Source organism: Micromonospora humi (assembly GCF_900090105.1).
In the GTDB taxonomy this organism is placed as follows: Bacteria; Actinomycetota; Actinomycetes; order Mycobacteriales; family Micromonosporaceae; genus Micromonospora; species Micromonospora humi.
In genome coordinates this window covers 1-23,354 of record NZ_FMDM01000024.1, presented here as the reverse complement: position 1 = coordinate 23,354, position 23,354 = coordinate 1, and the positions used below count along the sequence as shown (strand labels likewise).

The window sequence follows — 23,354 nt, the reverse complement described above, 5'->3', positions numbered from 1 at the left end:
GGTAGCGGCCGGATGTGACGGTGCGGGGTCAGCTAGCCGTCACCCGTCCCTCATGCCCGAGAAGCCACTTCTTCACGTCCAGCCCCCAGCGGTAGCCGCCGAGCGAGCCGTCGGTGCGCAGCACCCGGTGGCAGGGGACGAAGAGCGCGGCGGCGTTGCGCGCGCAGGCCGCCGCGGCGGCGCGGACCGCGGCCGGTCGCCCGGCCAGCGCGGCGAAACCGGTGTAGGTCACCGGGTCGCCCGGCTTGACGTCGCGCAGCACCCGCCAGGCGTGCGCCAGGAAGATCCCGTCGGTGTGCTGCTCCACCTCGACCGCGTCGATCGCGGTCAGGTCGCCGTCGAGGTAGGCCCGGACCGCGGCGGTGACCGGGCCGAGGTCGGCCCGCTCCCGTAGGTCGCCGCGCAGGCTGAGGTGGGTCAACGGCACCAGCGTCGCCGGGGCGGCGGTGAAGCCGGCGGCGCGTACCGCCCCGTCGGGGCCGGCGAGCACGCTCAGCGGGCCGGCGGGAGTGTCGATGACGGTGCTGTCCAACGTGGTCATGCCGCTCTCCAGAGTCGGATCGTCGCGTACGACCGCCAGGGGCGCCAGCGATCGGCGTGGGCGTGCAGGGTCTTCGGGTCGTCGGGCAGGCCGAGCGCGGCTGCGCCACGGCGTACGCCCAGGTCGGTGCCGAGCATGACGTCGGGGTCGCCGAGCGCGCGCATGGCCAGGTAGCCGGCGGTCCACGGCCCGACGCCGGGCAGCGCGGTCAGGTGCCGCACCGTCTCCTCCCGGTCGCCGCCCGGTTCCAGATCCAGCTCGCCGTCGGCGACGGCCCGGGCCAGCGCCCGGATCGTCGCCCGCCGGGCCCCCGGCATGCGGAACGCCTCATCCGGCGCCGCGAGCACCTCGGCCGCGCTCGGGAACGCCCGGAGCCCGCCGTCGGCGACCGGCGCGTCGGCGCGCCGGACAGCGGTGAGCAGGTGGACGAGTGTGGTCCGGGCCGAACGGAGCGAAATCTGCTGGGTGGTGACGGCACGGACGGCCATCTCGAAGCCGTCCACCGCGTGCGGGAGCCGGACCCCGGGTTCGGCGGTGACCGCCGGGGCCAGGGCGGGGTCGCCGGCCAGGGTGGCATCCACCGCGACCGGATCCGCGTCGAGGTCGAGCAGGCGGCGACACCGGGCCACCGCGGGAGCCAGGTCGCGCATGTCGGCCAGCCGGAGCGTGGCGGCCACGTGCCCGTCGACCGGGGTCAGCGCCACCGTGCCGGGCCCGTGCGGCAGGCGCAGGCCCCGGTGGTACGCCCCGCCGCGGACCTCCTCGACGCCGGGCAGCGCGCGCAGCGCGAGGAAGTCCAGCAGCGCGCCCGCGTGCAGCGGCGGCCGGTGGGCCAGGCGCAGCGTGATGGTGCCCGCCCCGCCGGTCGCCCGCCGGCTGCTCCGGCCGGCCCGCAGCTCGGACGGGGTGGCGCCGTAGACGTCGCGGACCGTGTCGTTGAACTGCCGCACGCTGCCGAACCCGGCGGCGAAGGCCACCTCGGCGAGGCCGAGCCCGGTGGTCTCGACCAGGATCCGGGCGGTCTGCGCGCGTTGCGCCCGGGCCAGCGCGAGCGGGCCGGCGCCCAGCTCGGCCCGGAGCATGCGGTGCAGGTGCCGCTCGGTGTAGCCCAGCCGGGTGGCCAGCCCGGGCACGCCGTCCCGGTCGACCACGCCGTCGGCGATCAACCGCATCGCGCGGCCGACCAGGTCGGCCCGGACGTCCCACTGCGGGGAGCCCGGCGCGGCGTCCGGCCGGCAGCGGCGGCAGGCCCGCAGCCCGGCGCCCTGGGCGGCGGCGGCGGACGGGAAGAACCGGACATTCTGCCGCTTCGGCGTCATCGCCGGACAGGACGGCCGGCAGTAGATCCCGGTCGAGGTGACACCGGTGTAGAACCAGCCGTCGAACCGCGGGTCGCGGCTGTCGACGGCCCGGTAGCACCGCTCGAAGTCCAGTTCCATGACACCGATACTGCCTCGCAGGTCGGGCGCTCGGCTGGCGGGATTCGGACGTGACGTACGGCAGTTCCGCCAGGACGGGGAAGTGGTGGTTTCCCCGTCCTGGGGATGCCGCCACCTCGGCGACGTGGCGTGGATCTTGCCGGCGGGCCGGGGAAACTGTCGTAAGTGGTCGGTACCGTCCCGCCACCAACTCAAGAAAAGGTGCGGGGCATGGCGAGCGTGGCCGGGCGGGGTGTCCGCTGATGCGATCGGGGCGGGCACGAATCGACGCCGCGGTGGTGCAGGGCTTCTACGACCGGATGCGGGCGGTGGCGCCGGCCGCCTACGGCGCGATCGAGCGGGACCGGGCCGACGACCCGGGGCGGCCCTTCGCCGACACCGCGTGCGGCCGGCTGGCCGGTTCGCTCGCCCCGGCCGGGTTGCGGGCGCTCGGCATGTGGGCCCACCACTGGTGCATGCGGTTCTACGACGACGACACCCGGGTCGGGGTGCGGCTGGTCCGGGAGATCGCCGCCCGGTCCGGCCTCGGCTGGACCGCCGACGAGGTGTGCTGGCTGCTCGACCGCTCCCACGAGGCCGGGCCCGCCGCCGCGCACCGGTTCGCGCTGCCGATGGCCGCCGCCGCCGAGCTGCCGCCCGGCGCGCTGCCCGACCCGGTGGTCGACGCGGTGGCCGACGACGCGCGGCCGGACGAGTGGCGTCGGCTGCGGGCCGGCTGAGCGGGCGACGCGCCGACCTTGGCCCCAGCGGGTCGTGCGTCGACCTCGGCCTGATCCGACCGAGCCGTCCGTGCGCCGAGTGCGGTTCGAGCCGGCGCATCGGGCTCCGGACCGGTCGCGGGCCGGTCGTGCTGGTTGCCGGTCGCGGTCCGGCCCGGGAGCTGGCCGAGCACCATGGCGGCGACGGCCACCGCGAAGCCGGCGAGCTGGACCGGGCCGAGCGTCTGGCCGAGCACCAACCAGCCGAGCGCCGCGGCGGTCAGCGGGCTGAGCGCGCCGAGCATCGACACGCGGGACACCGGCAGCCGGGCCGCGCCGCGGAACCACAGCACATAGGCGAGCGCGGTGCCGACCAGCCCGAGCCAGGCGTACCCGAGCAGGGCCGGCCCGTCCGGCGCGGGCGGCGCGCCCTCGACGGCGGCGGCGACCGGCACGATCAGCAGGCCACCGGCGACGAGCTGCCAGCTGGTGGCCGCCAGCGTGCCCACCCCGGGCGGCCGTCCCCAGCGGCGGGTGAGCACCAGGCCGGCGGCCATCGCGGCGGTGCCGGCGAGGCCGGCGGCGACGCCGAGCGGGTCGAGCCCGGCACCCGGCCGCAGCACGACCAGCGCCACGCCGGCCGGGGCGGCCACGGCGGCGAGCAGAGCCGGTCGGCCGGGCCGGTCCCGGAGCAGGGCCACCGTGAGCGCCGCGACCAGCAACGGCTGGGCGGCGCCGAGCACGGCCGCGGTGCCGCCGGGCAGCCGGTAGGCGGCGACGAAGAGCAGCGGGAAGAACGCCCCGATGTTGAGCGTGCCGAGCAGTGCGGCCCGCCCCCACCAGATCCCGTGCGGCCGCCGGCGGGTCACGGCCAGCAGCAGCAGGCCGGCCGGCAGGGCGCGGACCGCGCCGGCCCAGAGCGGCCGGTCGGCGGGCAGCAGTTCGGCGGTCACCAGGTAGGTGGTGCCCCAGGTCGCGGGCGCGAGCGCGGTGAGCGCGACGTCGGTCCGACGGGTCATGGCGACCTCTTCTCACGTCACTAAGTATCTTAGTCTCAAGCTACTTGGTGTCGAGCGAAAGGGGAAGTGCGAGGTGCGGCACAATCGACAGCCGTGGCAACGGACGAGGTCGACGCGATAGTCGAGCAGTGGCGCCGGGAGCGGGCCGGCATGCGGCCCGAGCCGATGGCGGTCTTCGGCCGCATCTACCGGCTGGCCCGGCTGGTCGGTGACCGTCAGGAGAAGGTGTACGCCGGCTGGGGCATCGGCCGCGGCGAGTTCGACGTGCTCGCCGCGCTGCGCCGCTCCGGCGCGCCGTACACCCTGGCGCCGAAGGCGCTCACCGCCACGCTGATGCTCACCTCCGGCGGGATGACCGGCCGGCTCGACCGGCTGGAACGGGCCGGGCTGGTGCGCCGCGCCCCCGACCCGGCCGACCGGCGGGCCCTGCGGGTCAGCCTCACCGACGCCGGTCGCCGGGTGGTCGAGGAGTCGGCGGAGGCCGGGCTGGAGGTGCAGCGCCGGATCCTCGACGCGCTGCCGCCCGCCGAGCAGGACCGGCTGGCCGACCTGCTGCGCTCGCTGCTCGCCGCCGCCGAGGCGGCGGACGTGGCCCCGGACGAGGCACAATGATCTCCACAGCCGCCGGCCGGAAGGATCTCCATGCCCGCCTCTGAACCGACGATCGTCGCCACCAGCATGGGCTACTTCAGCCGGCGCCGGGGCCCCTGGGACGCCCGGCCCAGTCAGCTCTTCGACCACATGGCCGAGCTGGCGCAGGCCGGCGACGCGCCCAAGGTCTGCTATCTCGGCCAGGCCGTCGGCGACCAGCCCACCGGCCTCACCGTGTTCTACGGCGCGTTCGCGAACACCCGGTTCCGCGCGTCGCACCTGGCGCTCTTCCCGATGCCCACCGTCGACGACGTCCGGGCCCACCTGCTCGCCCAGGACATCGTCTGGGTCGGCGGCGGCAGCGTGGCCAACCTGTGCGCGGTGTGGCGGGTGCACGGCCTGCCGGAGATCCTGCACGAGTGCTGGCAGGCGGGCGTGGTCCTCGGCGGCGTCTCCGCCGGCTCGATCTGCTGGCACACCGGCGGCGCCACCGACAGCTACGGCCCCGACCTGCGGGCCTTCACCGACGGGCTGGGCTGGCTCCCGTACGGCAACGGCGTGCACTACGACAGCGAGGAGCAGCGCCGGCCGCTGATGCACAAGCTGGTCGCCGACGGCACGCTGCCGACCAGCCACTGCACCGACGACGGCGTCGGGCTGATCTACCGGGGCACCGAGCTGGCCGAGGCGGTGGCCGACCGGCCGGACGTGGCCGCGTACGAGCTGGTGCGCGCCGAGGACGGCACGGTGCGGGAGACCCGGATCGAGCCCCGGCTGCTGCCCGCCGGGCCGGACGGCCGGCCGACCGCGTAAGCTGGCTCGTCGTGAGTCTCACCATCGGCATCGTCGGCCTGCCCAACGTGGGCAAGAGCACCCTGTTCAACGCGCTGACCAAGAACGACGTGCTCGCGGCGAACTACCCGTTCGCCACCATCGAGCCGAACGTCGGCGTGGTCGGGCTGCCCGACGACCGGCTGGGCAAGCTGGCCGAGATCTTCTCCTCGCAGAAGGTGCTGCCGGCGCCGGTCTCGTTCGTCGACATCGCCGGCCTGGTCCGGGGCGCCTCCAAGGGGCAGGGCCGGGGCAACGCCTTCCTGGCCAACATCCGCGACGCCTCGGCGATCTGCCAGGTGGTGCGCGCCTTCTCCGACCCGAACGTGGTGCACGTCGACGGCAAGGTCTCCCCGGCCGACGACATCGAGACGATCAACACCGAGCTGATCCTGGCCGACCTCCAGACGCTGGAGAAGGCGCTGCCCCGGCTCGAGAAGGAGGCCAAGCTCCGCAAGGACCGGGCCGCCGCGGTCGAGGCCGCGAAGAAGGCCGCCGAGGTTCTCGACCAGGGCGTCACGCTGTACGCGGGCGCGGCCGCCGCCAAGGTCGAGCTGGAGCACCTGCGCGAGCTGCACCTGCTCACCACCAAGCCGTTCATCTACGTCTTCAACGTCGACGAGGCCGAGCTGGGCAACGCCGAGTTCCTCGACGAGCTGCGCGCCCTGGTCGCGCCCGCCGAGGCGGTCTTCATGGACGCCAAGATCGAGTCGGAGCTGGTGGACCTGCCCGAGGACGAGGCCCGGGAGCTGCTGGAGTCGATCGGGCAGTCCGAGCCGGGTCTGGACCAGCTGGTCCGGGTGGGCTTCCGGACGCTCGGGCTCCAGACGTACCTCACCGCCGGCCCCAAGGAGGCGCGGGCCTGGACCGTCGCGGTCGGGGCGACCGCGCCGGAGGCTGCCGGGGTGATCCACAGCGACTTCCAGCGCGGCTTCATCAAGGCCGAGGTGGTCTCCTACGACGACCTGGTCGCGGCCGGATCGATGGCGGCGGCGAAGGCCGCCGGCAAGGTCCGGATCGAGGGCAAGGAGTACGTCATGCAGGACGGCGACGTGGTGGAGTTCCGCTTCAACGTCTGACTCCGGCCCGTTTGGCCCGAGCTATGCTTCGGCCGTCAGTCCGAGGTCCGGATCTGCTCCAGGTAGGTCAGAGGCTCCCGGCGGAACTCCATGAGCTCCCGCAGCGCGTCCTTCTCCGCCGTGGTGATCACGACGTCTTCCTTCGACAGGGCGCCGACGAGTATCGGGATCGCCAGGTCCCAGGCCCCGGCGCCTCCGGAGGCCAAGACGATCGGCCGGTACTTCGGGCTGATCTTGGGTGCGAGCTGGTCGGTGATCTGGCGGCTGTACCAGTAGAAATCGTTGACTTCCATGGGTCTCCCGTAGGTGCGGTCGGCTAGGTCGGCCGCTTGGCCGGCGGGTTGGTGGTGACGCCCTCGCCGCTGAGGGGGTGGCCGCCGGAGATGCTGCCGTCCTTGTCCAGGGTAACGATGCAGGTGATGCCGTCGCGGGTGCCGGTGACGACCCAGCCGTCGCCGTCGGGACGCTCCAGAGGACGACTGTCGGGGTTGGTGGCGATGCTCTTGAACCAGCCCTCGACCTGCTCCCTGGTGGTGCCGGGCGGGAAGAGCGTCTTGCCGGGCTCGGTGGACGAGGGCTTGTGGTTGCCACTGCCCCTGCCGTCGCCGTCCCAGATCTTGTCCATCGCCCCGTCGCCCATCTGACCGAAGCGGCGCATGTCGTACCTGGCGTCGGCGAAGTCGGGGTCGTCCCAGGGGTTGGTCCTCTTGGGCGCCTCGGGCTCGGATGTGTCGGCGTCCTTCGGGCGGCCCTCCTCCTGGGCGCGCTTGATGCCGTGCTGCTGGGCTGGTCCCACGCGCTTGGGCATCATTCCGGGGTTGAACTTGGGACGCTTGGGGCCATCGTCGCCACCGCCGTGCGGTGGAGTGGGGCCCGAGGGGTGCTTGTGGAGGCCCGCCACAGCGAACAGGACCACCAGGACGGCGGTGGTCCGCAGAACCGCCATGAGTTGTCGCATCGAGGGCCGCCTAGACGTCGAGGAGTGCGCGGAGGGCGGAGAGGCTGGCGATCAGGCCCATCAGCCAGCCGAAGATGCGGCCGGTCCAGCGGACGACGGCGACCGCGAGCTGGGAGGCGACCAGTGGTGTGGCGACGCCGAGCGAGAGGACCTCCTCGGCCAGCCACACCACGACCTTGGCGATGCAGTCGGCGACGAAGGCGCGCACGAACTCCCGCACGATCTGCACCAGGGTTCCCGCGCCACGGGTCGCGGCACCCATGCCGGCGGCCGTGCCCGCGAAGATCCCGGCGACGTCGATGTTGACGGCGAGCATGTCGCGGTAGGCGTCGGCGGCGGCGCCCTGCCATCCGTCGAGGTCACCGACCAGCCGCGCCTTGAGGTCCTCGGCGATGGAGAACAGCTCATTGGCCATGTTGTCCCAGGTCATGGCGTGCGTCTCGATGGTCTCGGGATCACCGGCGAGCCAGTCGAGTGCCTGCTTCAGTGGCTCGACCTGCTCGATGGCCCACTCGATGCCCATCGACAGGAGCGTGCTGAACGGGTCGATGGCGATGGCCGCCGCGTCGAGGGCGGCGCCCATGCCCGCGATGGAGCCGTCGATCCAGCTGCCGGAGTCGATGGCGTCCTTGATGCCCTTGTAGTCGTCGGCGAGCGGCAGGCCGGTCCAGCCGTCGCGGTGCGCGGCGCTGGTCGAAGGGATGTCGGAGGTCGTGGCGACCAGTGGGTTGCTCATGAGAGGACGCCCGGGCGGCTCAGGTCGCGGAGTGGAAGGAGTTGAAGCCGTCGGTTGTCGACTCCTCGGCCCGCTGGTAGGCGTCGGCGGTCTTCCTGATTCCCGCGGCGAGCAGCTCGATGTTCTCGGCGAGTATCGCCACGCCCCGGTCCTGGTCCCGGTGGCGTCCCTCCAGGATGGGCGGGAAGAACTGGCAGAGCTGCCCGTAGGCATCGTCGGCCTGGAAGATGGTGCCGCTCGCGGCCTTGACGGCGGCGAAGCGGTCGTGAATGGCCGACATGGCCGTGGCGTGCGCGCGCAGGGCCTCGATGTCGACCTCGAACCCCCCGTACATCAGTAACGCCCCTCTTCGTCCTCGGTGTCGGCGGTCCGGAATCCGGCCAGCAGGGCCCGGCCGGTCGCCGAGTCGGTGCCGACCGTCTCCCGCACGACCTCGGCGGCGGCCTCGGCGAGCGTGACCCGCGCGTTGCGATAGGCGCCCATGATCGCCTGCTGGGTCTGCTCCAGGCTCATGCGCTGCACCCGCGCGGAGAGCCGGACGTCGGCCATCGCCCCCGTGGAGTCGACGGTGACCTCGACGCCCCCGGAGGCGTCGGTGGCCGCGACCCGCAGCGCGCGCAAGCCGGCACTGGCGGCCTGCGTGTCGGCGGCCCGGCGCGAGGCATTGGCCCGCCACGCCTCCAGGCGTTCCCGCGCATCCTCGACGTCCAACAGCGGATTGCCCATCGCGCCTCCGTCTCCGTTGCCGAGCAGGGGATTGAGAGGCGTCAGTGTAGCCGCGGCCCGCCACGCAGAAGGGCCGAGCGCATGCGGCGCGATCGAGTGCCAAAGTGATGCCATTAAGGCTTGCAGTGGTGCCACAGCGTGTGCCACAGTAGTGCCATGGACTTGACCTCGTATGTGAGCAACCTCGGGCGGGAGTTCGCCACGCTCGCCGAAGCCGGTGGTGAGGAGTCGCGTGCGCTGGTCGAGCGCCTGACCGGGCCGCTGGAATCGGCGATCCGGATGACGCTGCTGGACGCGCTGTCCGCCGCCGCCGACGAGATCACCCGGGAGTTGGCCCCGGGTTCGGTGGAGCTGCGCCTGCGCGGCCGCGACCCGGACTTCGTCGTGACGGTGCCGTCCGCCGAACCGCTCCCCACCGCGCCCGAGGCGGGCGCGGCGCCCGACACCGACCTGCCGATCACCGAGGACGGCCCGGTCGCCCGGATCAACGTACGCATGCCCGAGCAGCTCAAGACCGCGGTCGAGGAGGCCGCTGCCGCCGAGGGGCGTTCGGTGAACGCCTGGCTGGTCCGGGCCGCAGCCGCCGGCCTGCCCAGAGGCGACCGTGGGCCGCGCCCCGAGCCGCCGCACGTCGGCAAGCGGTCCCAGCAGCGGTTCACCGGCTGGGTGCACTGACCGCGCGGCACCGCACCACTTCTCCTCTCACGTCCCCCTGACCTGCGGGGACGACCCAACCACCCAGGATGCGGGGACAACCATGCCTGTTTTCGACACACCCGAATCGATCTCCGTCACGATGGAGCTCGGCGTCGCCTCCGTGCGGATCGCCGCGAGCGACCGCACCGACACCGTGGTCGAGGTCCGCCCGAGCAACGGCGACGACGAGTCCGACGTGCAGGCCGCCGCGCAGGTACGCGTCGACTACACCAACGGCGCGCTCCAGGTCACCGGCCCGAGGCGGAGCTTCGACTTCTCGAAGAAGAGCAGGTCGGTGGATGTCTCCATCGAGCTGCCGACCGACTCCCGGCTGGCCGCGCACCTGCTGATGGGCGACGTCAGCGCCGCCGGCCGGCTCGGTGAGACCCGGGTCAAGACCACCGGCAACGTCCGGCTGGAGCAGACCGGGCCGCTGCGCCTGCACACCGGCGCCGGACGCGTCGCCGTCGACGGTGTCACCGGCGACGCGGAGATCTCCACCGGCTCCGGCACCGTCCAGGTCGGCCAGGTCCAGGGTGCGGTGGCGGTCAAGAACTCCAACGGTGACACCACGATCGACGCGGCCACCGGGGACGTACGGGTACGCAACGCCAACGGCGCCGTCGAGGTGGCCCGCGCCGGCGCGGACGTCGACGCGAAGACCTCCAACGGCGGCATCCGGATCGCCGAGGTGGTGCGCGGCTCGGTCGTGCTCGGCACGGCCATGGGCGACCTGGACATCGGCGTGGCCCAGGGCACCGCCGCCTGGCTGGAGGTCAACACCGGCTTCGGCCAGGTGCGCAACCTGCTGGAGAGCACCGCCCGGCCCGACGGCGCCGAGCAGACCGTCGAGGTGCGCGGCCGCACCTCCTACGGCGACATCACCGTCCGCCGGTCTTGAGGGAGAGCGACCATGACCACGAACCAGATCGCCGTCACCGGGCTCCGGAAGTCGTTCGGCGACCACGTCGTGCTCGACGGCATCGACCTGCGCGTACCCGAGGGGACGGTCTTCTCGCTGCTCGGCGCGAACGGCGCGGGAAAGACCACCACTGTGCGGATCCTCTCCACCCTGCTCGCCGCCGACGCGGGTGAGGTCCGGGTCGCCGGGCACGACCTGGCCCGCGAGCCGGACGCGGTACGCGCCGCGATCGGCGTGACCGGGCAGTTCTCCGCGGTGGACAAGCTGCTCACCGGCGCGGAGAACCTGCGGTTGATGGCTGACCTGCACCACCTGCCCCGCGCCGAGGGTCGGCAACGCGTCGCCGGGCTGCTCGAACGGTTCGGCCTCACCGAGGCGGCCGGCAAGCCGGCATCGACCTACTCCGGCGGCATGCTGCGCCGGCTCGACCTGGCGATGACCCTGGTCGGCGACCCGCGTGTGATCTTCCTGGACGAGCCGACCACCGGGCTGGACCCGCGCAGTCGACGCGACATGTGGCAGATCGTCCGCGACCTGGTGGCCGGTGGCGTCACCATCTTCCTGACCACGCAGTACCTGGAGGAGGCGGACGAGCTGGCCGACCGGATCGCGGTCCTGGACCGCGGCCGGGTGGTCGCCGAGGGCACCCCCGACGAGTTGAAGCGCCGCATCCCCGGCGGGCACGTCCGGTTACGGTTCGCCGACCCGCAGGCTCTCGACGCGGCGGTACGGGTGCTCGACCGGGCCACGCGTGACACCGACGCGCTCGCCCTGCGGGTGCCGGGCGACGGCAGCCTGCGCTCGTTGCGGGCGCTGATCGGCCGGCTCGACGACCGGGGCGTCGAGGTCGACGAGTTGTCCGTGCACACCCCCGACCTCGACGACGTCTTCCTCGCCCTCACCGACCGGAAGGTGACCACGTCATGAGCACCGCCGCCCTCACATTCCACCCGCTGCGCGACTCGGTGACGATGCTGCGCCGCAACCTGAAGCGCATGCTGCGCTACCCGTCGATGACCGTGATGCTCGTCGGGATGCCTGTGGTGTTCCTGCTGCTCTTCGTCTACGTGCTGGGCGGCACGCTGGGCGCCGGGTTGGCCAGCGGCGGCGGGCGCGCCGAGTACGCCAACTACGTGGCGCCGGCGATCATCCTGATGACCGTGGCGGCCACGGTCCAGGGCACCGCGATCTCGATCGCCATGGACATGACCGAGGGTATCGTCGCCCGGTTCCGCACCATGCACATCGCCCGGGTCTCGGTGTTGACCGGCCACGTGCTCGGCAGCATGATCCAGGCGGCGATCAGCCTGGCCGTGGTGATCGGCGTGGCGCTGCTGGTCGGGTTCCGGCCCACCGCCGGGCCGGCCGGTTGGCTGGGCGCGGTCGGCCTCCTCGCGGCCGTCACGTTCGCGCTGGTCTGGCTGGCCGTCGCGCTGGGCCAGGTGAGCGAGAGCGTGGAGACCGCGAGCAACCTGCCGATGCCGCTGATCCTGCTGCCGTTCCTCGGCAGCGGGTTCGTGCCCACCGACTCGATGCCGGCCGGCCTGCGCTGGTTCGCCGAGTACCAGCCGTTCACCCCGATCATCGAGAGCCTCCGCGGGCTGCTGATGGCGGAGCCGATCGGCAGCGACGGCTGGGTCGCGCTCGGCTGGTGCGCCGCCGTCGCGCTCGGCGGGTACCTCTGGTCCCGGCGGCTGTTCAACCGCGAGTCGCGCTGAAACCGGCGCGCAGCCCCCGGTCCGCGTCAGCGGATCCGGGGGCTGCGCCGTTCGATCAGCGTGACGTCCCGCCAGACGCCGTGGTGCCGGCCGATCCGCTCCCGGGTGCCGACCACCCGGAATCCCCGGGCCGCGTGCAGGGCCAGGCTGGCGGTGTTCTCCGGGAACACGCCGGACTGGATGGTCCAGACGCCGGCCGCCTCGGTGGAGGCGATCAACGCGTCCAGCAGCGCGCGGCCGACTCCGCGCCCGCGCGCCTCGGGGTGCACGTAGACGGAGTGCTCGACCACACCGGCGTAGACGCAGCGGTCGGAGACCGCCGAGCAGGCCACCCAGCCGAGCAGCCGCCCGGTCGGGTCGAGCGCCACCCACCGGTGGCCGGGCATCCGGACCGCGGTGAACCGCTCCCAGCCGGGTGGTTCGGTCTCGAACGTGGCGTTTCCCTCGGCGATGCCGAGGCGGTAGATCTCCAGGACCGCGTCGGCGTGTGCGTCGGTCATCGCGGCAATGGTCACGGTCATCGCCGGGAACGTTATCCGAGCCGGTAGACGGAGATGTGCGACCGGCTGTCCGCGTCGAACGGCGTCCGGTCCCAGTCGGCGTACCGCTCGGCGAGGCGCAGGCCGGCCCGCCCCGCCATCTCGTCGATCTGCTCCGGCCAGGCGTAGCGCATGGCGAACGGGTGCAGATGCACGCCGTCGGCGTCGAACGTGATCGTCTGCCGCACGAACGTCTGTGCCGCCCGGTCGTACCGGTGCATGCGGATGGTCGCGGAGTCCTCGGTCACCTCGCGGACCTGGACCTGCTCGTCCCGGTCGAAGTTCGCGGGGTCCGGCACGAACGTCTCGATCACGAACGCCCCGCCGGGGGCCAGCACCCGGGCGACGTTGCGGAAGCAGTCGGCCTGACGCTCCGCGTCGACCAGGTTGAACAGCGTGTTGAAGACCAGGAAGACCAGACGGTACGGCCCGGAGACCGGGACGTCGGCCATGTCGCCGATGGTGACCGGCATGTGCTCGCCGCCCGGCTTGGCGCGCAGCTTCGCCACCATCTCCGGGGACGCCTCGACGCCCTCCACGGTGAGGCCGCGGGCGGCCAGCGGCAGGGCCACCCGGCCGGTGCCGACGGCCAGTTCGAGCGCCGGACCGCCGCCGGCCAGGGGCGCGAGGAAGTCGACGGCCGGTGCGGGGTCGGGATTGCCGGGGTCGTCGTAGGTGGCGGCCCAGAGTCGGCCGAAGTGGCCGGGATCGTCGAAGACGGACATCACGCCAGCAGACCAGCGACCGTCCCCGGTGGACAACCGGATTACCGCCCCTCAGCCGGCCCGCAGGGCGTCGTCCACACCGGTCTCCCGGCGGCCGAGGTGCACCGGGTCGCGCCCGGAGAGCACGTCCACCGCGGCCTTCACGCCGGCGCCGTACTCCCGGGTGGTGCTGATCCGCCACTGCTGGGCGAACCGGCGGACGGTGTCGTCACCGACGCCGTTGGTCTCGATGCCGAGTTCCCGGCAGAGCGCCACCGCGCGCGGCAGGTGGAACGACTGGGTGACCACGGTGGCCCGCCGCACGCCGAAGATCCGTCGGGCCCGGGCGCACGAGTCGTAGGTGTCGAAGCCGGCGTGGTCGAGCACGATCTTCTCCGCCGGCACGCCCCGCTCGACCAACCAGCGGCGCATCGCGTCCGGCTCGTCGTAGTCCCAGTCCATGTGGTCGCCGGAGACCAGCACCACCTTGACCTTGCCGGAGTCGAACAGCTGCCGGGCGATCTCCAGCCGGGCGGCCAGGAACGGCGACGGCGTGCCGTCGGCCTCCACCTTGGCGCCGAGCACCAGCGCCACCGGCGCCTCCGGCACGTCGGCGGCGGTGAACACGCGCCCCCGGGCGTCGCCGCGGATCCAGGCCGCGCTGGCCGCGGTCACCACGGCCAGCGCCACCACGCCGGCCGCGGCGACCAGGACGAGCCGGCGGAGCAGGCGTACGGCCCGCCGGTGGGTGGCGTGCCAGGCACGCCCGCGTGCGATCAGCCCCCGCATGGCGGCGATTGTGCCAGCCCGCTCAGGAGATGTGGTGCAGGATCACGTTGTGCACGTGGTGGGCCTTGTCCGCGCCCCGGAACTCCACCTCGTAGGAGTGGGTGCCGACGTGCACGGCGATCGCCCCGGTGGAGAAGAACGAGCCGCCCCAGGACTTGTTGCTCACCACGCTCACGCTGGTGATCTTCGAGTACGGGATGCTCGTGATGGCGAACTTCTTGCCGACGAACGAGCGGTCCTGGACGATCACCCGCCGGTCGGTCAGACCGATGAAGCCGGTGCCGGTGCCGATCGCGTCGTAGACGGCGACGATCTGTTCCCCGGGCAGCAGGCCACTCTGGATCTGCTGGAACTGTTCCTTGCGGTCGTACGTCGGGCCAGACATGTCCACGACGGTAGGACAGCCGCGCCAGCGCTCAGTGCTCGGTGACCGCCCGGACCGCGTCCTCGATGCGCGCCGCGAGCAGGACCTCGCCCTCCGTGAGCGGCTCGCCGTCGTCGTGACCGAGCCGGATCTGGGTCCGGTCGGCCCGGCGGCTGATCTCGGGGCGCAGCCGCAGCGCGTCGGCCACCACGGCCACCCGTTCGGTGAGCGCGGCGTGCTGGGTGTCGTCGAGGACGAGCGTGCGGCGGATCTGCTCACCCTCTCGCGTCCATCCGGACAGCAGAGCGAGCGCGTCGCTGAGGTAGTCGTGCTTCGCCCGGCTGCTGAACAGCACGCGCATCACCGCACCTCCCAGGCGTCGTTGCCGGCTTGTGGCCAAATCGTCGCCATCCCGTGTCCCAGTCGACGCCCTCTAGTCTGTCGTCGCACGGAAGGTGTGTCCACGCCCACACTTCCGTGTTCTGCTGGCCTGATGGCCGACTCAGCTACCCAAACCGCCGATTGATCTGGCACGCTGGTGGCCCGTGCGGACCGAACGGTTTAGCGGGAGTGGGCAGGCCGACCGGCGTGAGCCGAGGGTGGTCGTCGGAGCGGCGATCATCGTGGCCGGTCGGGTCCTCGCCTGTGAACGCGCGGCGCCTGCCGAGGTGGCGGGCCGTTGGGAGTTCCCCGGCGGCAAGGTCGAGCCGGGCGAGACCGAGACCGACGCGCTGGCTCGCGAGTGCGCCGAGGAACTGGGCGTCCGGGTCGCGGTCGGCGCCCGCGTCGGCCGGGACGTGCGGATGGCCCACGGCCGGTCCGTCCTGCGGGTCTACGCGGCCCGTCTGCTCCACGGCGACCAGCCGACCGCCCTGGAGCACGCCGACCTGCGCTGGCTCTCCGCGGCCGAGCTGGACAGCGTCGACTGGCTGCCGGCCGACGTGCCGATCGTGCCCGCGCTGCGCCCGTTGCTCGCCGGCTCCTGAGCCGCGCCGCCCGCCCTCGCGCCGGGCCGGGTCGCCGCCGAACCGGACAGCCGGTCGGAAACGGGACGGGGGCCGGCGGCGTGTGCCGCTGGCCCCCGTCATCGTCGCGCCGCTGCTCAGTGCTTCGGTTCGTCCTGCTGCGGGTGGGCGAAGTTGAGATGCTCGGCCGGCAGCGGGAACTCCACGTCGTCGCCGAACGGCGACGGCGCGGCGGCCCGGTCGAAGGTCAGCTCGGTCAGCGGCAGCTTGCCGCTGGAGTCGACCGCCGGCGCCGTCGGGTGCGGCACCTCCCGCTGCCAGTTGACGCCCTGCTGGGCCTGGCGCTCGGCGCCGCTGTCGTGCGAGCCGCCGGCGTGCGAGTGCACCCCGCCGTGGGCCGCGCCGCTGGTCACCGCACCGCTGGAATGCCCGCTGGTCGCGCTGGTCTGAGGCACCTGACCCCTCCGGAAGATCTTGTTACCGAGCCACACAAGGGGATCGTACCTGCGGTCCACGACCCGTTCCTTCATGGGGATGATCCCGTTGTCGGTGATCTTGATGTGCTCGGGGCAGACCTCGGTGCAGCACTTGGTGATGTTGCAGAAGCCGAGCCCCATCTCCGACTGCGCGTACTCCTTGCGGTCGGTGCGCGTGTCGAGCGGGTGCATGTCCAGCTCCGAGGCCCGGATGAAGAACCGGGGACCGGAGAACGCCGGCTTGTTCTCGTCGTGGTCACGGATCACGTGGCAGACGTTCTGGCACAGGAAGCACTCGATGCACTTGCGGAACTCCTGCGACCGCTCGACGTCGATCTGCTGCATCCGGTAGTCGCCGGGCGCCACGTCGGCCGGCGGCGCGAACGCCGGCGTCTCCCGGGCCTTCTCGTAGTTGAACGAGACGTCGGTGACCAGGTCCCGGATCACCGGGAAGGTGCGCAGCGGGGTGACCGTGACGGTCTCCGCCTCCTCGAACGTCGACATCCGCGTCATGCAGCCCAGCCGCGGCTTGCCGTTGATCTCCATCGAGCAGGAGCCGCACTTGCCCGCCTTGCAGTTCCACCGGCACGCCAGGTCCGGCGCCTCGGTGGCCTGGAGGCGGTGGATGACGTCGAGGACGACCTCGCCCTCGTTCACCTCGACCGTGTAGTCCTGCAGGTCGCCGCCGGTCTCGTCGCCCCGCCAGATGCGGAACTGCCGTTTCGCGGCCGGCTTGCCGGCCGCCTGCTGCGGATCGGTTCCCATTCCTCAGCGCTCCTCTTCGGTGAGAGCGTCGAACTCGGCGAGTTCCTCGTCGGTGAGATATTTGGACAGCTCCGCCCGGTCGAAGAGCCCGATCAACTCGGGCCGCATCGTCGGCAGCGGCTTGTGGGTGAGCCGGACCGCGTCGCCGTCGAGCGCGCAGACCAGGTTGACCCGACGCCACGCCGGGTCCATCGCCGGGTAGTCCTCCCGGGTGTGCCCGCCGCGCGACTCCTGCCGCTCCAGCGCCGCCTTCGCGGTGCACTCCGAGACCACCAGCATGTTGCGCAGGTCGAGCGCCAGGTGCCAGCCCGGGTTGTAGCGGCGACCGCCGACCGCGCTCACCTTCGCCACCCGCTCCCGCAGCTCGGCCAGCCTGCCCAGCGCGTCGGCCAGCTCGCCCTCGCGCCTGATGATGCCGACCAGATCGCCCATCACCACCTGGAGGTCCTGCTGGAGCTGGTAGGGGCTCTCGCCGGTGTCGCGCTGCAACGGCGCCAGCGCCGTCTCCACCGCCGCCTCCACCGCCGCCACCGACACCGCCGGGCGCGCGCCCAGCTGATCGGCGTACGTCGCGGCGTGCCCGCCCGCCCGCTTGCCGAAGACCAGCAGGTCGGACAGGGAGTTGCCGCCGAGCCGGTTGGAGCCGTGCATGCCGCCGGAGACCTCGCCAGCGGCGAACAGGCCGCGGACGGTGCCCGCCGCCGCGCCGGTGTCCGGGTCCACCTCGACACCACCCATCACGTAGTGACAGGTCGGGCCGACCTCCATCGGCTCCTTGGTGATGTCGACGTCGGCCAGCTCCTTGAACTGGTGGTACATCGAGGGCAGCCGGCGACGGATCTCCTCCGCCGACCGGCGGGACGCGATGTCCAGGTAGACGCCGCCGGCCGGCGTACCCCGACCGGCCTTGACCTCGCTGTTGATCGCCCGGGCGACCTCGTCGCGGGGCAGCAGCTCCGGCGGACGCCGGTTGTTGTCCGGGTCGGTGTACCAGCGGTCCGCCTCCTCCTCGGTCTCCGCGTACTGCTTGCGGAAGACGTCGGGGACGTAGTCGAACATGAACCGCTTGCCGTCGGAGTTCTTCAGCACGCCGCCGTCGCCGCGCACCGACTCGGTGACCAGGATGCCCTTCACCGAGGGCGGCCAGACCATGCCGGTCGGGTGGAACTGGAGGAACTCCATGTTGATCAGCGTGGCCCCGGCGCGCAGCGCCAGCGCGTGACCGTCCCCGGTGTACTCCCAGGAGTTCGAGGTGACCTTGTAGGACCGACCGACACCGCCGGTGGCCAGCACCACGGCCGGCGCCTCGAAGAGGATGAACTCGCCGGACTCCCGGTAGTAGCCGAACGCGCCCGCCACCCGGTCGCCGTCCAGCAGCAGTTCGGTGATCGTGGTCTCGGAGAAGACCCGGATCCGCGCGTCGTAGCTGCCGAACTCGCGCTTGTCCTCCTGCTGGAGCGAGACGATCTTCTGCTGGAGCGTGCGGATCAGCTCCAGGCCGGTCCGGTCGCCGACGTGCGCCAGGCGCGGGTACTCGTGACCGCCGAAGTTGCGCTGCGAGATCTTGCCGTCCTTGGTCCGGTCGAAGAGCGCGCCGTACGTCTCCAGCTCCCAGATCCGCTGCGGCGACTCCTTCGCATGAAGCTCGGCCATCCGGAAGTTGTTGAGGAACTTGCCGCCGCGCATGGTGTCCCGGAAGTGCACCTGCCAGTTGTCGCGCGAGTTCACGTTGCCCATCGCGGCCGCGGCGCCGCCCTCGGCCATCACCGTGTGCGCCTTGCCGAACAGCGACTTCGAGATGATCGCGGTCTTCTTGCCGGCCAGCCGGGCCTCGATCGCCGCGCGCAGGCCGGCGCCGCCGGCCCCGATCACGACGACGTCGTAGTGGTGTCGTTCGATTCGCGTTTCAGTCATGTCAGGGGCCTTCAGTTGATGAACCGCAGGTCGTTGAACCAGTTGGCGGCGATCGCCATCACGTAGAAGTCGGTGAACGCCAGGGTGCCCAGGGTGATCCAGGCGAGCTGCATGTGCCGGACGTTCAGCCAGGACACCGCGGTCCACGCCTTGTATCGCACCGGGTGCTTGGAGAAGTGCTTGAGCCGGCCGCCGATGATGTGCCGGCAGGAGTGGCAGGAGATCGTGTACGCCCAGAGCATCACCACGTTGACCAGCAGGATGACGTTGCCCAGGCCGAAGCCGAAGCCCTCCGGGGAGTGGAAGGCGTAGATCGCGTCCCAGGTGTTGATCAGGGAGATGATCGCGGCGGCGTAGAAGAAGTAACGGTGCAGGTTCTGCCCGAGCAGCGGGAAGCGGGTCTCACCGCTGTAGCTGTCGTGGCCGTCCGGCACCGCGCAGGCCGGCGGCGACAGCCAGAACGACCGGTAGTAGGCCTTGCGGTAGTAGTAGCAGGTCAGCCGGAACAGCAGCAGGAACGGCAGGGTCAACGCCGCGTCCGGGATGATCCACCAGCCGGGCAGGAAGCTGCCGAAGTGCGAGGCGCCCTCGACGCACCGCTCGGTCACGCAGGGGGAGTAGAACGGCGTCAGGTAGTGGTAGTCGGCGACCCAGTAGAAGTCGTGCATGAACACCCGGACGGTCGCGTAGATGACCCAGGCGCTGAGCCCGACCACGGTGATCAGTGGCGCGAGCCACCAGCGGTCGGTCCGCAACGTCTTCGCCGCGATGGCGGCACGCGCCCGCACACCCCGCGGCCTCGTTGCCGTTGATGTCATTTGAGTCTCCCTGACGTCACTACCCCGTCATTGCGCACGCATGACCACGCCGCGAACCGGCGCGGTCAAGTGACACACGTTACGCCGATCTTCACGGCCCGGCCGCGCAACGCAGTGTCCCGTGTGTCCCGCTGGTTGGAAAGACCCGGATCATGATCAATATGCGTGACGCGGCGAGCTGCGCGCCGACCGGTCGCCGGCGCGGGCCCACCGGTCAGCCGGACGCGCCGCCGGTGAAGTTCCACGAGGACAGCCGCACCGTCGGCGCCTCACACCAGGACCCGTCGGACCGGTCCGGCTGGCGGACCGGCGACCGGCCCAGGCCGAGCACCCGCCCCGGCCCCAGCGCCCGGGGGTAGGACTCGGTGAACCGGAAGTCGCGCACCGCCCGGGTGGGCACGCCGTCCTCGACCAGCCAGACGCCGTTGCGGGTCAGCCCGGTGACCACCAACTGCTTCGGATCCAGCACTCGCGTGTACCAGAAGTCGCTGACCAGCAACCCCCGCCGCACGCCGGCGACCAGTGCCGCGGTGTCCGGGTCGCCCACCGCGCCCGTCACCCCGGCGCCCACCGCCGCGGCGCCGACGGACACGTCCGCCGCCCGGTCCGCCGGCAGCAGGCGTACGTTGCGCGGGATCGGGCCGAACGTCGACCCGCCGGCCATGCCGTGCCCGGTGGACCCGGCGCCCACCTCGGCGCCGCTGCGCCGGTCGTGCGCCACCGCCCGGGTGGTGCCGGCCTCCACCAGGGGCAGCGCCCGCCGGGCCGTGCCCTCCAGGTCGAACGGCAGCGTCGAGGCGTGCAGCGGATCGTCCACCAGCGTCACCGCCGGGTCGAACTGCGCCACGCCCGGCTCGGCGAAGGACTGGCGTTCGGCGTATCGCTTGCCGTTGAAGCCGTACCAGGCGAGGTTCTGCAGCAGGTCGGCCACGGCGGCCGGCTCCAGCACCACCTCGTAGCGCCCGGGCGGCAGCTCGATCGGGTCGGTCGCGGCCCGCGCCTTGGCCGCCGCGCGGGCGCCGAGCACGGCGCCTTCCAGGTCGGCCAGGCGGTCGGCGCTGTGCCGGGCCACTCCGTCCGCGCCGCCGGCGCGGGCGATGCCGTCCATGGCCGCCTCGGCCGCCCGGCCCACCGCCGAGTGCCCGGCCGAGTTGGCGAACGCCCCGGACCGGTAGGAGGTGCGGCAGTAGCCGGCCGCCTCCAGCCCCTCGACCGCGTCCACGAACGCGCGTACCCGGGCGGCCCGCTCGTCGGGCGACGCGAACGCGGTCGCCTCGTCGACGGGCCGGCCGGCGGGCGTGGGTGCCGGCGCGGTCAGCCCCGGCCAGGCCGGGTCGGGTGGGGCCAGCCGGGCTGCCGCCCGGGTCCGCTCGACCAGTGCGGCCAGCCCGTCCGGGTCGACCCGGCTGCTGCCGCCTGCGGCGGTCCGGCCGTCGACGTGCAGTCGCAGCTGCACGGTGGTGCCGGTCTCGGCCACGTTCTGGTGGATGAACGAGTTGGCGAACCGGGTCAGGGCCAGGTCGGAGCGGGTCACCAGGACCTCCGCCTGGGCGGCCGGGCCGGCCACCCGCCGGACCAGCTCCACCACCCGGGCCGCGAGATCCCGCTCGGTGCCTTCGCTCATGCGCGCACCCCCACCCGGACGCCGCGGAACCGGGCCGGCGCGGCCGGGTGGCCGGTGTGCCCGATCTGGCCGGGCTGCCCCTTGCCGCAGTTGGGCGTGCCCCAGGCGACCGTCTCCGAGGAGAGCATGTCCATCGAGCGCCAGAAGACCGGCCCGATGCCGGTGTAGGTCGGGTTGCGCAGCATCCGCCCCCGGCGGCCGTTGCGCACCTCCCAGCCGACCTCGCAGCCGAACTGGAAGTTGAGCCGCTTGTCGTCGATCGACCAGGAGCGGTTGACGTCCATCAGCACCCCGTCGTCGGTGGCCGCGATGATCTCGTCGAGCGTGTGCGGACCCGGTTCCAGGCCCACGTTCGTCATCCGCACCATCGGCAGCCGGGCCCAGCCGTCGGCGCGTACGCTGCCGCCGTAGCCCAGACCGGCGACGGCGGCCGAGTCCCGGCCGGCGAGCACACCGACCCACCGCCCCTCGCGGACCGCGTCCCGGGCGACCGCGGGGGAACCCTCGTCGTCGAAGCCGAAGCTGCCCAGCGCGCCGGGGATGGTCGGGTCGATGGTCACGTTCATCAGTTCGGAGCCGTAGCGGAGCGAGCCGAGGCGGGCCAGGTCGAGCCAGGAGGTGCCGGCGAACGCCGCCTCCCAGCCGAGGATGCGGTCCAGCTCGATGGCGTGCCCGACCGACTCGTGGATCTGCAGCGCGAGCTGCTCGCCACCGAGGATCAGGTCGGTCTCGCCGGCCGGGCACTCCGGGGCGGTGAGCAGCTCGCGGGACTCCTCGGCGATCCGGGCGGCGTGCGCGGCCAGGTCGAGCGAGGTGACCAGCTCCCAGCCGGTGGTGCCGTACTGCCCGCGGTAGCTCGGGTAGGACCGGCGCTGCGTCTCGCCGTCGCCGATCGAGGTGGCCGAGATGCCGCCACCGCACTCCCGGATGTGCTGGTCGATCCGGTGGCCCTCGCTGGAGACGAACCACTTCGTGGTGTCCCAGATCTGGTAGAGCCCCTCGGCCAGGTCGGCGCCGTGCTCGCGCATCGTCGCGGTGGCGCCGACCAGCAGGTCGCCCTTGTCGGACAGCGGGACCCCGAGCGGATCGACCGCGCAGTCGGAGGCCCAGCTCGCCACCGCCGCGTCGACCGGCACGAGGTCGATCGGCGGGCCCGGGACCCGCGCGCTCGCGGTGGCGATCGCCGCCGCGCGCCGGCCGGCGTCGCGGGCCGCGGCGTCGGACAGCTCGGGTACGGCGTGGAAGCCCCAACCGGAGCCGACCAGGGCGCGCACCCCCAGCCCGATGCTCTCGTGCTGGGCCAGTTCCTCGACGTCGCCGTTGCGCGCCGACATCGACTCGTAGCGACGGTGCATCACCCGGGCGTCCGCGTAGCGGGCTCCCGCGTCGAGGGCGGCCTGGACGGCGGCGGTCGCCGCGTCGAATCCCATGCGCCCGACCCTAGGCGAGCGCACCGACATCCGTCAGGGGACGAGGTCCTCGGGCCGGATCGTGGCCCGGACGGGCTCGGTCAGCTCCAGGACGTCGCCGGGCTTGGTCACCGACACCTCCCGGTAGTGCCGCCCCTGCCGCCGGTAGAGGTGCAGGGTGCCGTCCTCCTGCTCGACAACCAGATACCACTCGATGCCGGACGCGGCGTAGTAGTGCATCTTGAGCACCTTGTCGGTCGCCGCGTTGCTCGGTGAGATGACCTCGCAGACGAGTCGCACGTCCCGCGCCTCGACCATCGGCTCGTCGAAGTCGATCGGCGCGGTGACGACCAGGTCGGGGATGGGGATCCGGCCCGGCCTGAGCCGGACGTTCACCGTCTCCAACAGTTCCAGGCCCACGCGCCGTGCCGCTGTCTCGAGCAGGTTGCCGAGGTTCCGCTGGATCCGCTGGTGCCGTGGCGTCGGTGCCGGTGTCACGTGGAGGCTCCCGTCGAAGAGTTCGACGCGTTGCTGCGTCTCGCCGAGGGCGAGGTACTCCTCTTCAGTCCACGGGCCGTTGTGGCCGAACACCGCCGCGGTCATGGTCACCTCCACCTCGTGTCGGCGGGAATCCTCCTGTGGTCGCCACGACCATGGTCGCACCTCGGGTGCGACGGCGAGACGACGATGCGCAGTTGCGGCGGTGAATGTCCCAGGTGAGGGCTGTTCAGGTCGGAAACCTAGTCGTTACGCTCTGACCGCTGACAGCCCGCGCTTTGTAGCTTATTTTCGCCTCCAGGGATTTGCTGTAGGTTCTCTTCACTACCGAGGGGGAGGCGGTCATGGGCAGGTCGGAGGCGGTGCCGTCCGGGGAGCCGGACCGCCCGGAGGTGCCGGAGCAGCGCTCCGGTGAAGCGCCCTATCTCCAGGTCAGCGACCTGCGGGTGCGGTTCGACACCGAGGACGGTGTGGTCCGGGCGGTGGACGGGGTGTCGTTCGCGGTCGAGCGGGGTCGCACGTTGGGGATCGTGGG

The 23,354-nt window shown here is 72.5% G+C and carries 27 protein-coding genes and 2 pseudogenes; 10 read left to right on the top strand and 19 right to left on the bottom strand.

Annotated features, from left to right (window positions below):
- Window positions 1-28: 28 nt before the first annotated feature.
- Both GA0070213_RS29755 and GA0070213_RS29750 read right to left on the bottom strand, forming a co-directional pair.
- Complete coding sequence (locus GA0070213_RS29755) at window positions 29-541, bottom strand: methylated-DNA--[protein]-cysteine S-methyltransferase (protein ID WP_091072033.1); 513 nt, start codon at window positions 539-541, stop codon at window positions 29-31.
- Window positions 538-1,980, bottom strand: coding sequence for an AlkA N-terminal domain-containing protein (locus GA0070213_RS29750; protein WP_091072029.1), 1,443 nt, complete (start codon window positions 1,978-1,980; stop codon window positions 538-540). The genes GA0070213_RS29755 and GA0070213_RS29750 overlap by 4 nt, the downstream gene beginning before the upstream one ends.
- Before the next feature lie 242 nt (window positions 1,981-2,222).
- Between GA0070213_RS29750 and GA0070213_RS32400 the strand changes: the two genes are divergently transcribed.
- Window positions 2,223-2,699 carry a hypothetical protein gene (locus tag GA0070213_RS32400; protein ID WP_245716613.1) on the top strand — a complete coding sequence of 159 codons (477 nt, stop codon included), beginning with the start codon at window positions 2,223-2,225 and terminating at the stop codon, window positions 2,697-2,699.
- 179 nt (window positions 2,700-2,878) lie between these two features.
- Here GA0070213_RS32400 and GA0070213_RS32395 read toward each other — a convergent pair.
- A pseudogene (locus tag GA0070213_RS32395) lies at window positions 2,879-3,697 on the bottom strand (EamA family transporter); the annotation flags it as partial.
- 93 nt (window positions 3,698-3,790) lie between these two features.
- On the opposite strand from GA0070213_RS32395, the gene GA0070213_RS29740 reads away from it, so the two are divergent.
- From GA0070213_RS29740 to ychF, 3 genes are read left to right on the top strand one after another with little or no spacing between them, the layout of a single operon-like run.
- On the top strand, window positions 3,791-4,309 hold the full coding sequence (locus GA0070213_RS29740; protein WP_091072023.1) for a MarR family winged helix-turn-helix transcriptional regulator: 519 nt from the start codon (window positions 3,791-3,793) through the stop codon (window positions 4,307-4,309).
- A 30-nt stretch (window positions 4,310-4,339) separates the two neighbouring features.
- The gene (locus GA0070213_RS29735; protein WP_091072020.1) at window positions 4,340-5,101 is read left to right on the top strand and encodes a Type 1 glutamine amidotransferase-like domain-containing protein; all 762 of its coding nucleotides are present in this window, start codon (window positions 4,340-4,342) and stop codon (window positions 5,099-5,101) included.
- Window positions 5,102-5,112: 11 nt separating this feature from the next.
- Window positions 5,113-6,198: a redox-regulated ATPase YchF gene (gene ychF / locus GA0070213_RS29730; protein WP_091072016.1), complete on the top strand. Its 1,086-nt coding sequence runs from the start codon at window positions 5,113-5,115 to the stop codon at window positions 6,196-6,198.
- Between the two features lie 35 nt (window positions 6,199-6,233).
- Here the strand turns inward: ychF and GA0070213_RS29725 are convergent, their stop codons facing one another.
- The 5 genes from GA0070213_RS29725 to GA0070213_RS29705 form a co-directional block, all read right to left on the bottom strand.
- Window positions 6,234-6,491, bottom strand: coding sequence for a hypothetical protein (locus GA0070213_RS29725; protein WP_091072011.1), 258 nt, complete (start codon window positions 6,489-6,491; stop codon window positions 6,234-6,236).
- 23 nt (window positions 6,492-6,514) lie between these two features.
- Window positions 6,515-7,006 (bottom strand): EndoU domain-containing protein, encoded by a 492-nt coding sequence (locus GA0070213_RS29720; RefSeq protein WP_175441558.1) that lies wholly within the window; start codon window positions 7,004-7,006, stop codon window positions 6,515-6,517.
- Between the two features lie 160 nt (window positions 7,007-7,166).
- Entirely contained in the window at window positions 7,167-7,892 is a 726-nt protein-coding gene (locus GA0070213_RS29715) for a WXG100 family type VII secretion target (protein WP_091072005.1), read from the bottom strand.
- Window positions 7,893-7,911: 19 nt separating this feature from the next.
- Window positions 7,912-8,226 carry a type VII secretion target gene (locus tag GA0070213_RS29710; RefSeq protein WP_091072002.1) on the bottom strand — a complete coding sequence of 105 codons (315 nt, stop codon included), beginning with the start codon at window positions 8,224-8,226 and terminating at the stop codon, window positions 7,912-7,914.
- Window positions 8,226-8,618 carry a YbaB/EbfC family nucleoid-associated protein gene (locus tag GA0070213_RS29705; RefSeq protein WP_091071999.1) on the bottom strand — a complete coding sequence of 131 codons (393 nt, stop codon included), beginning with the start codon at window positions 8,616-8,618 and terminating at the stop codon, window positions 8,226-8,228. The genes GA0070213_RS29710 and GA0070213_RS29705 overlap by 1 nt, the downstream gene beginning before the upstream one ends.
- A gap of 156 nt (window positions 8,619-8,774) precedes the next feature.
- On the opposite strand from GA0070213_RS29705, the gene GA0070213_RS29700 reads away from it, so the two are divergent.
- The 4 genes from GA0070213_RS29700 to GA0070213_RS29685 all read left to right on the top strand — a co-directional run bounded on the left by GA0070213_RS29700 (window position 8,775) and on the right by GA0070213_RS29685 (window position 11,954).
- Window positions 8,775-9,293 carry an Arc family DNA-binding protein gene (locus tag GA0070213_RS29700; protein WP_091071995.1) on the top strand — a complete coding sequence of 173 codons (519 nt, stop codon included), beginning with the start codon at window positions 8,775-8,777 and terminating at the stop codon, window positions 9,291-9,293.
- Between the two features lie 82 nt (window positions 9,294-9,375).
- Window positions 9,376-10,215, top strand: a complete 840-nt coding sequence (locus GA0070213_RS29695; RefSeq protein ID WP_091071992.1) for a DUF4097 family beta strand repeat-containing protein — start codon at window positions 9,376-9,378, stop codon at window positions 10,213-10,215.
- Window positions 10,216-10,227: 12 nt separating this feature from the next.
- Entirely contained in the window at window positions 10,228-11,163 is a 936-nt protein-coding gene (locus tag GA0070213_RS29690; protein ID WP_091071989.1) for an ATP-binding cassette domain-containing protein, read from the top strand.
- Window positions 11,160-11,954, top strand: a complete 795-nt coding sequence (locus GA0070213_RS29685; protein ID WP_091071986.1) for an ABC transporter permease — start codon at window positions 11,160-11,162, stop codon at window positions 11,952-11,954. The genes GA0070213_RS29690 and GA0070213_RS29685 overlap by 4 nt, the downstream gene beginning before the upstream one ends.
- A 26-nt stretch (window positions 11,955-11,980) precedes the next feature.
- Here the strand turns inward: GA0070213_RS29685 and GA0070213_RS29680 are convergent, their stop codons facing one another.
- From GA0070213_RS29680 to GA0070213_RS29660, 5 genes are read right to left on the bottom strand one after another with little or no spacing between them, the layout of a single operon-like run.
- The gene (locus GA0070213_RS29680; protein WP_091071984.1) at window positions 11,981-12,475 is read right to left on the bottom strand and encodes a GNAT family N-acetyltransferase; all 495 of its coding nucleotides are present in this window, start codon (window positions 12,473-12,475) and stop codon (window positions 11,981-11,983) included.
- Window positions 12,476-12,486: 11 nt separating this feature from the next.
- Entirely contained in the window at window positions 12,487-13,218 is a 732-nt protein-coding gene (locus GA0070213_RS29675) for a class I SAM-dependent methyltransferase (RefSeq protein ID WP_091071980.1), read from the bottom strand.
- Between the two features lie 51 nt (window positions 13,219-13,269).
- Complete coding sequence (locus tag GA0070213_RS29670) at window positions 13,270-13,986, bottom strand: SanA/YdcF family protein (protein WP_091071973.1); 717 nt, start codon at window positions 13,984-13,986, stop codon at window positions 13,270-13,272.
- Window positions 13,987-14,008: 22 nt separating this feature from the next.
- Window positions 14,009-14,371, bottom strand: a complete 363-nt coding sequence (locus tag GA0070213_RS29665) for a PH domain-containing protein (RefSeq protein WP_091071970.1) — start codon at window positions 14,369-14,371, stop codon at window positions 14,009-14,011.
- A 31-nt stretch (window positions 14,372-14,402) separates the two neighbouring features.
- Complete coding sequence (locus tag GA0070213_RS29660; protein WP_091071967.1) at window positions 14,403-14,711, bottom strand: 4a-hydroxytetrahydrobiopterin dehydratase; 309 nt, start codon at window positions 14,709-14,711, stop codon at window positions 14,403-14,405.
- A 238-nt stretch (window positions 14,712-14,949) separates the two neighbouring features.
- Between GA0070213_RS29660 and GA0070213_RS29655 the strand changes: the two genes are divergently transcribed.
- The gene (locus GA0070213_RS29655; RefSeq protein WP_091071963.1) at window positions 14,950-15,336 is read left to right on the top strand and encodes a (deoxy)nucleoside triphosphate pyrophosphohydrolase; all 387 of its coding nucleotides are present in this window, start codon (window positions 14,950-14,952) and stop codon (window positions 15,334-15,336) included.
- Between the two features lie 116 nt (window positions 15,337-15,452).
- Here GA0070213_RS29655 and GA0070213_RS29650 read toward each other — a convergent pair whose 3' ends face one another.
- The 6 genes from GA0070213_RS29650 to GA0070213_RS29625 all read right to left on the bottom strand — a co-directional run bounded on the left by GA0070213_RS29650 (window position 15,453) and on the right by GA0070213_RS29625 (window position 22,924).
- Window positions 15,453-16,556, bottom strand: a complete 1,104-nt coding sequence (locus GA0070213_RS29650) for a succinate dehydrogenase/fumarate reductase iron-sulfur subunit (RefSeq protein WP_091071960.1) — start codon at window positions 16,554-16,556, stop codon at window positions 15,453-15,455.
- Between the two features lie 3 nt (window positions 16,557-16,559).
- On the bottom strand, window positions 16,560-18,470 hold the full coding sequence (locus GA0070213_RS29645) for a fumarate reductase/succinate dehydrogenase flavoprotein subunit (protein ID WP_091071956.1): 1,911 nt from the start codon (window positions 18,468-18,470) through the stop codon (window positions 16,560-16,562).
- An 11-nt stretch (window positions 18,471-18,481) separates the two neighbouring features.
- A complete protein-coding gene (locus GA0070213_RS29640) occupies window positions 18,482-19,288 on the bottom strand; it encodes a hypothetical protein (RefSeq protein ID WP_091071951.1) in 807 nt (268 codons plus the stop codon).
- Between the two features lie 214 nt (window positions 19,289-19,502).
- On the bottom strand, window positions 19,503-20,912 hold the full coding sequence (locus GA0070213_RS29635) for a TldD/PmbA family protein (protein WP_091071949.1): 1,410 nt from the start codon (window positions 20,910-20,912) through the stop codon (window positions 19,503-19,505).
- On the bottom strand, window positions 20,909-22,342 hold the full coding sequence (locus GA0070213_RS29630) for a TldD/PmbA family protein (protein ID WP_091071946.1): 1,434 nt from the start codon (window positions 22,340-22,342) through the stop codon (window positions 20,909-20,911). The genes GA0070213_RS29635 and GA0070213_RS29630 overlap by 4 nt, the downstream gene beginning before the upstream one ends.
- Window positions 22,343-22,375: 33 nt before the next feature.
- Window positions 22,376-22,924, bottom strand: a complete 549-nt coding sequence (locus GA0070213_RS29625) for a Uma2 family endonuclease (protein WP_091072186.1) — start codon at window positions 22,922-22,924, stop codon at window positions 22,376-22,378.
- Between the two features lie 239 nt (window positions 22,925-23,163).
- On the opposite strand from GA0070213_RS29625, the pseudogene GA0070213_RS29620 reads away from it, so the two are divergent.
- A pseudogene (locus GA0070213_RS29620) lies at window positions 23,164-23,354 on the top strand (ABC transporter ATP-binding protein); the annotation flags it as partial.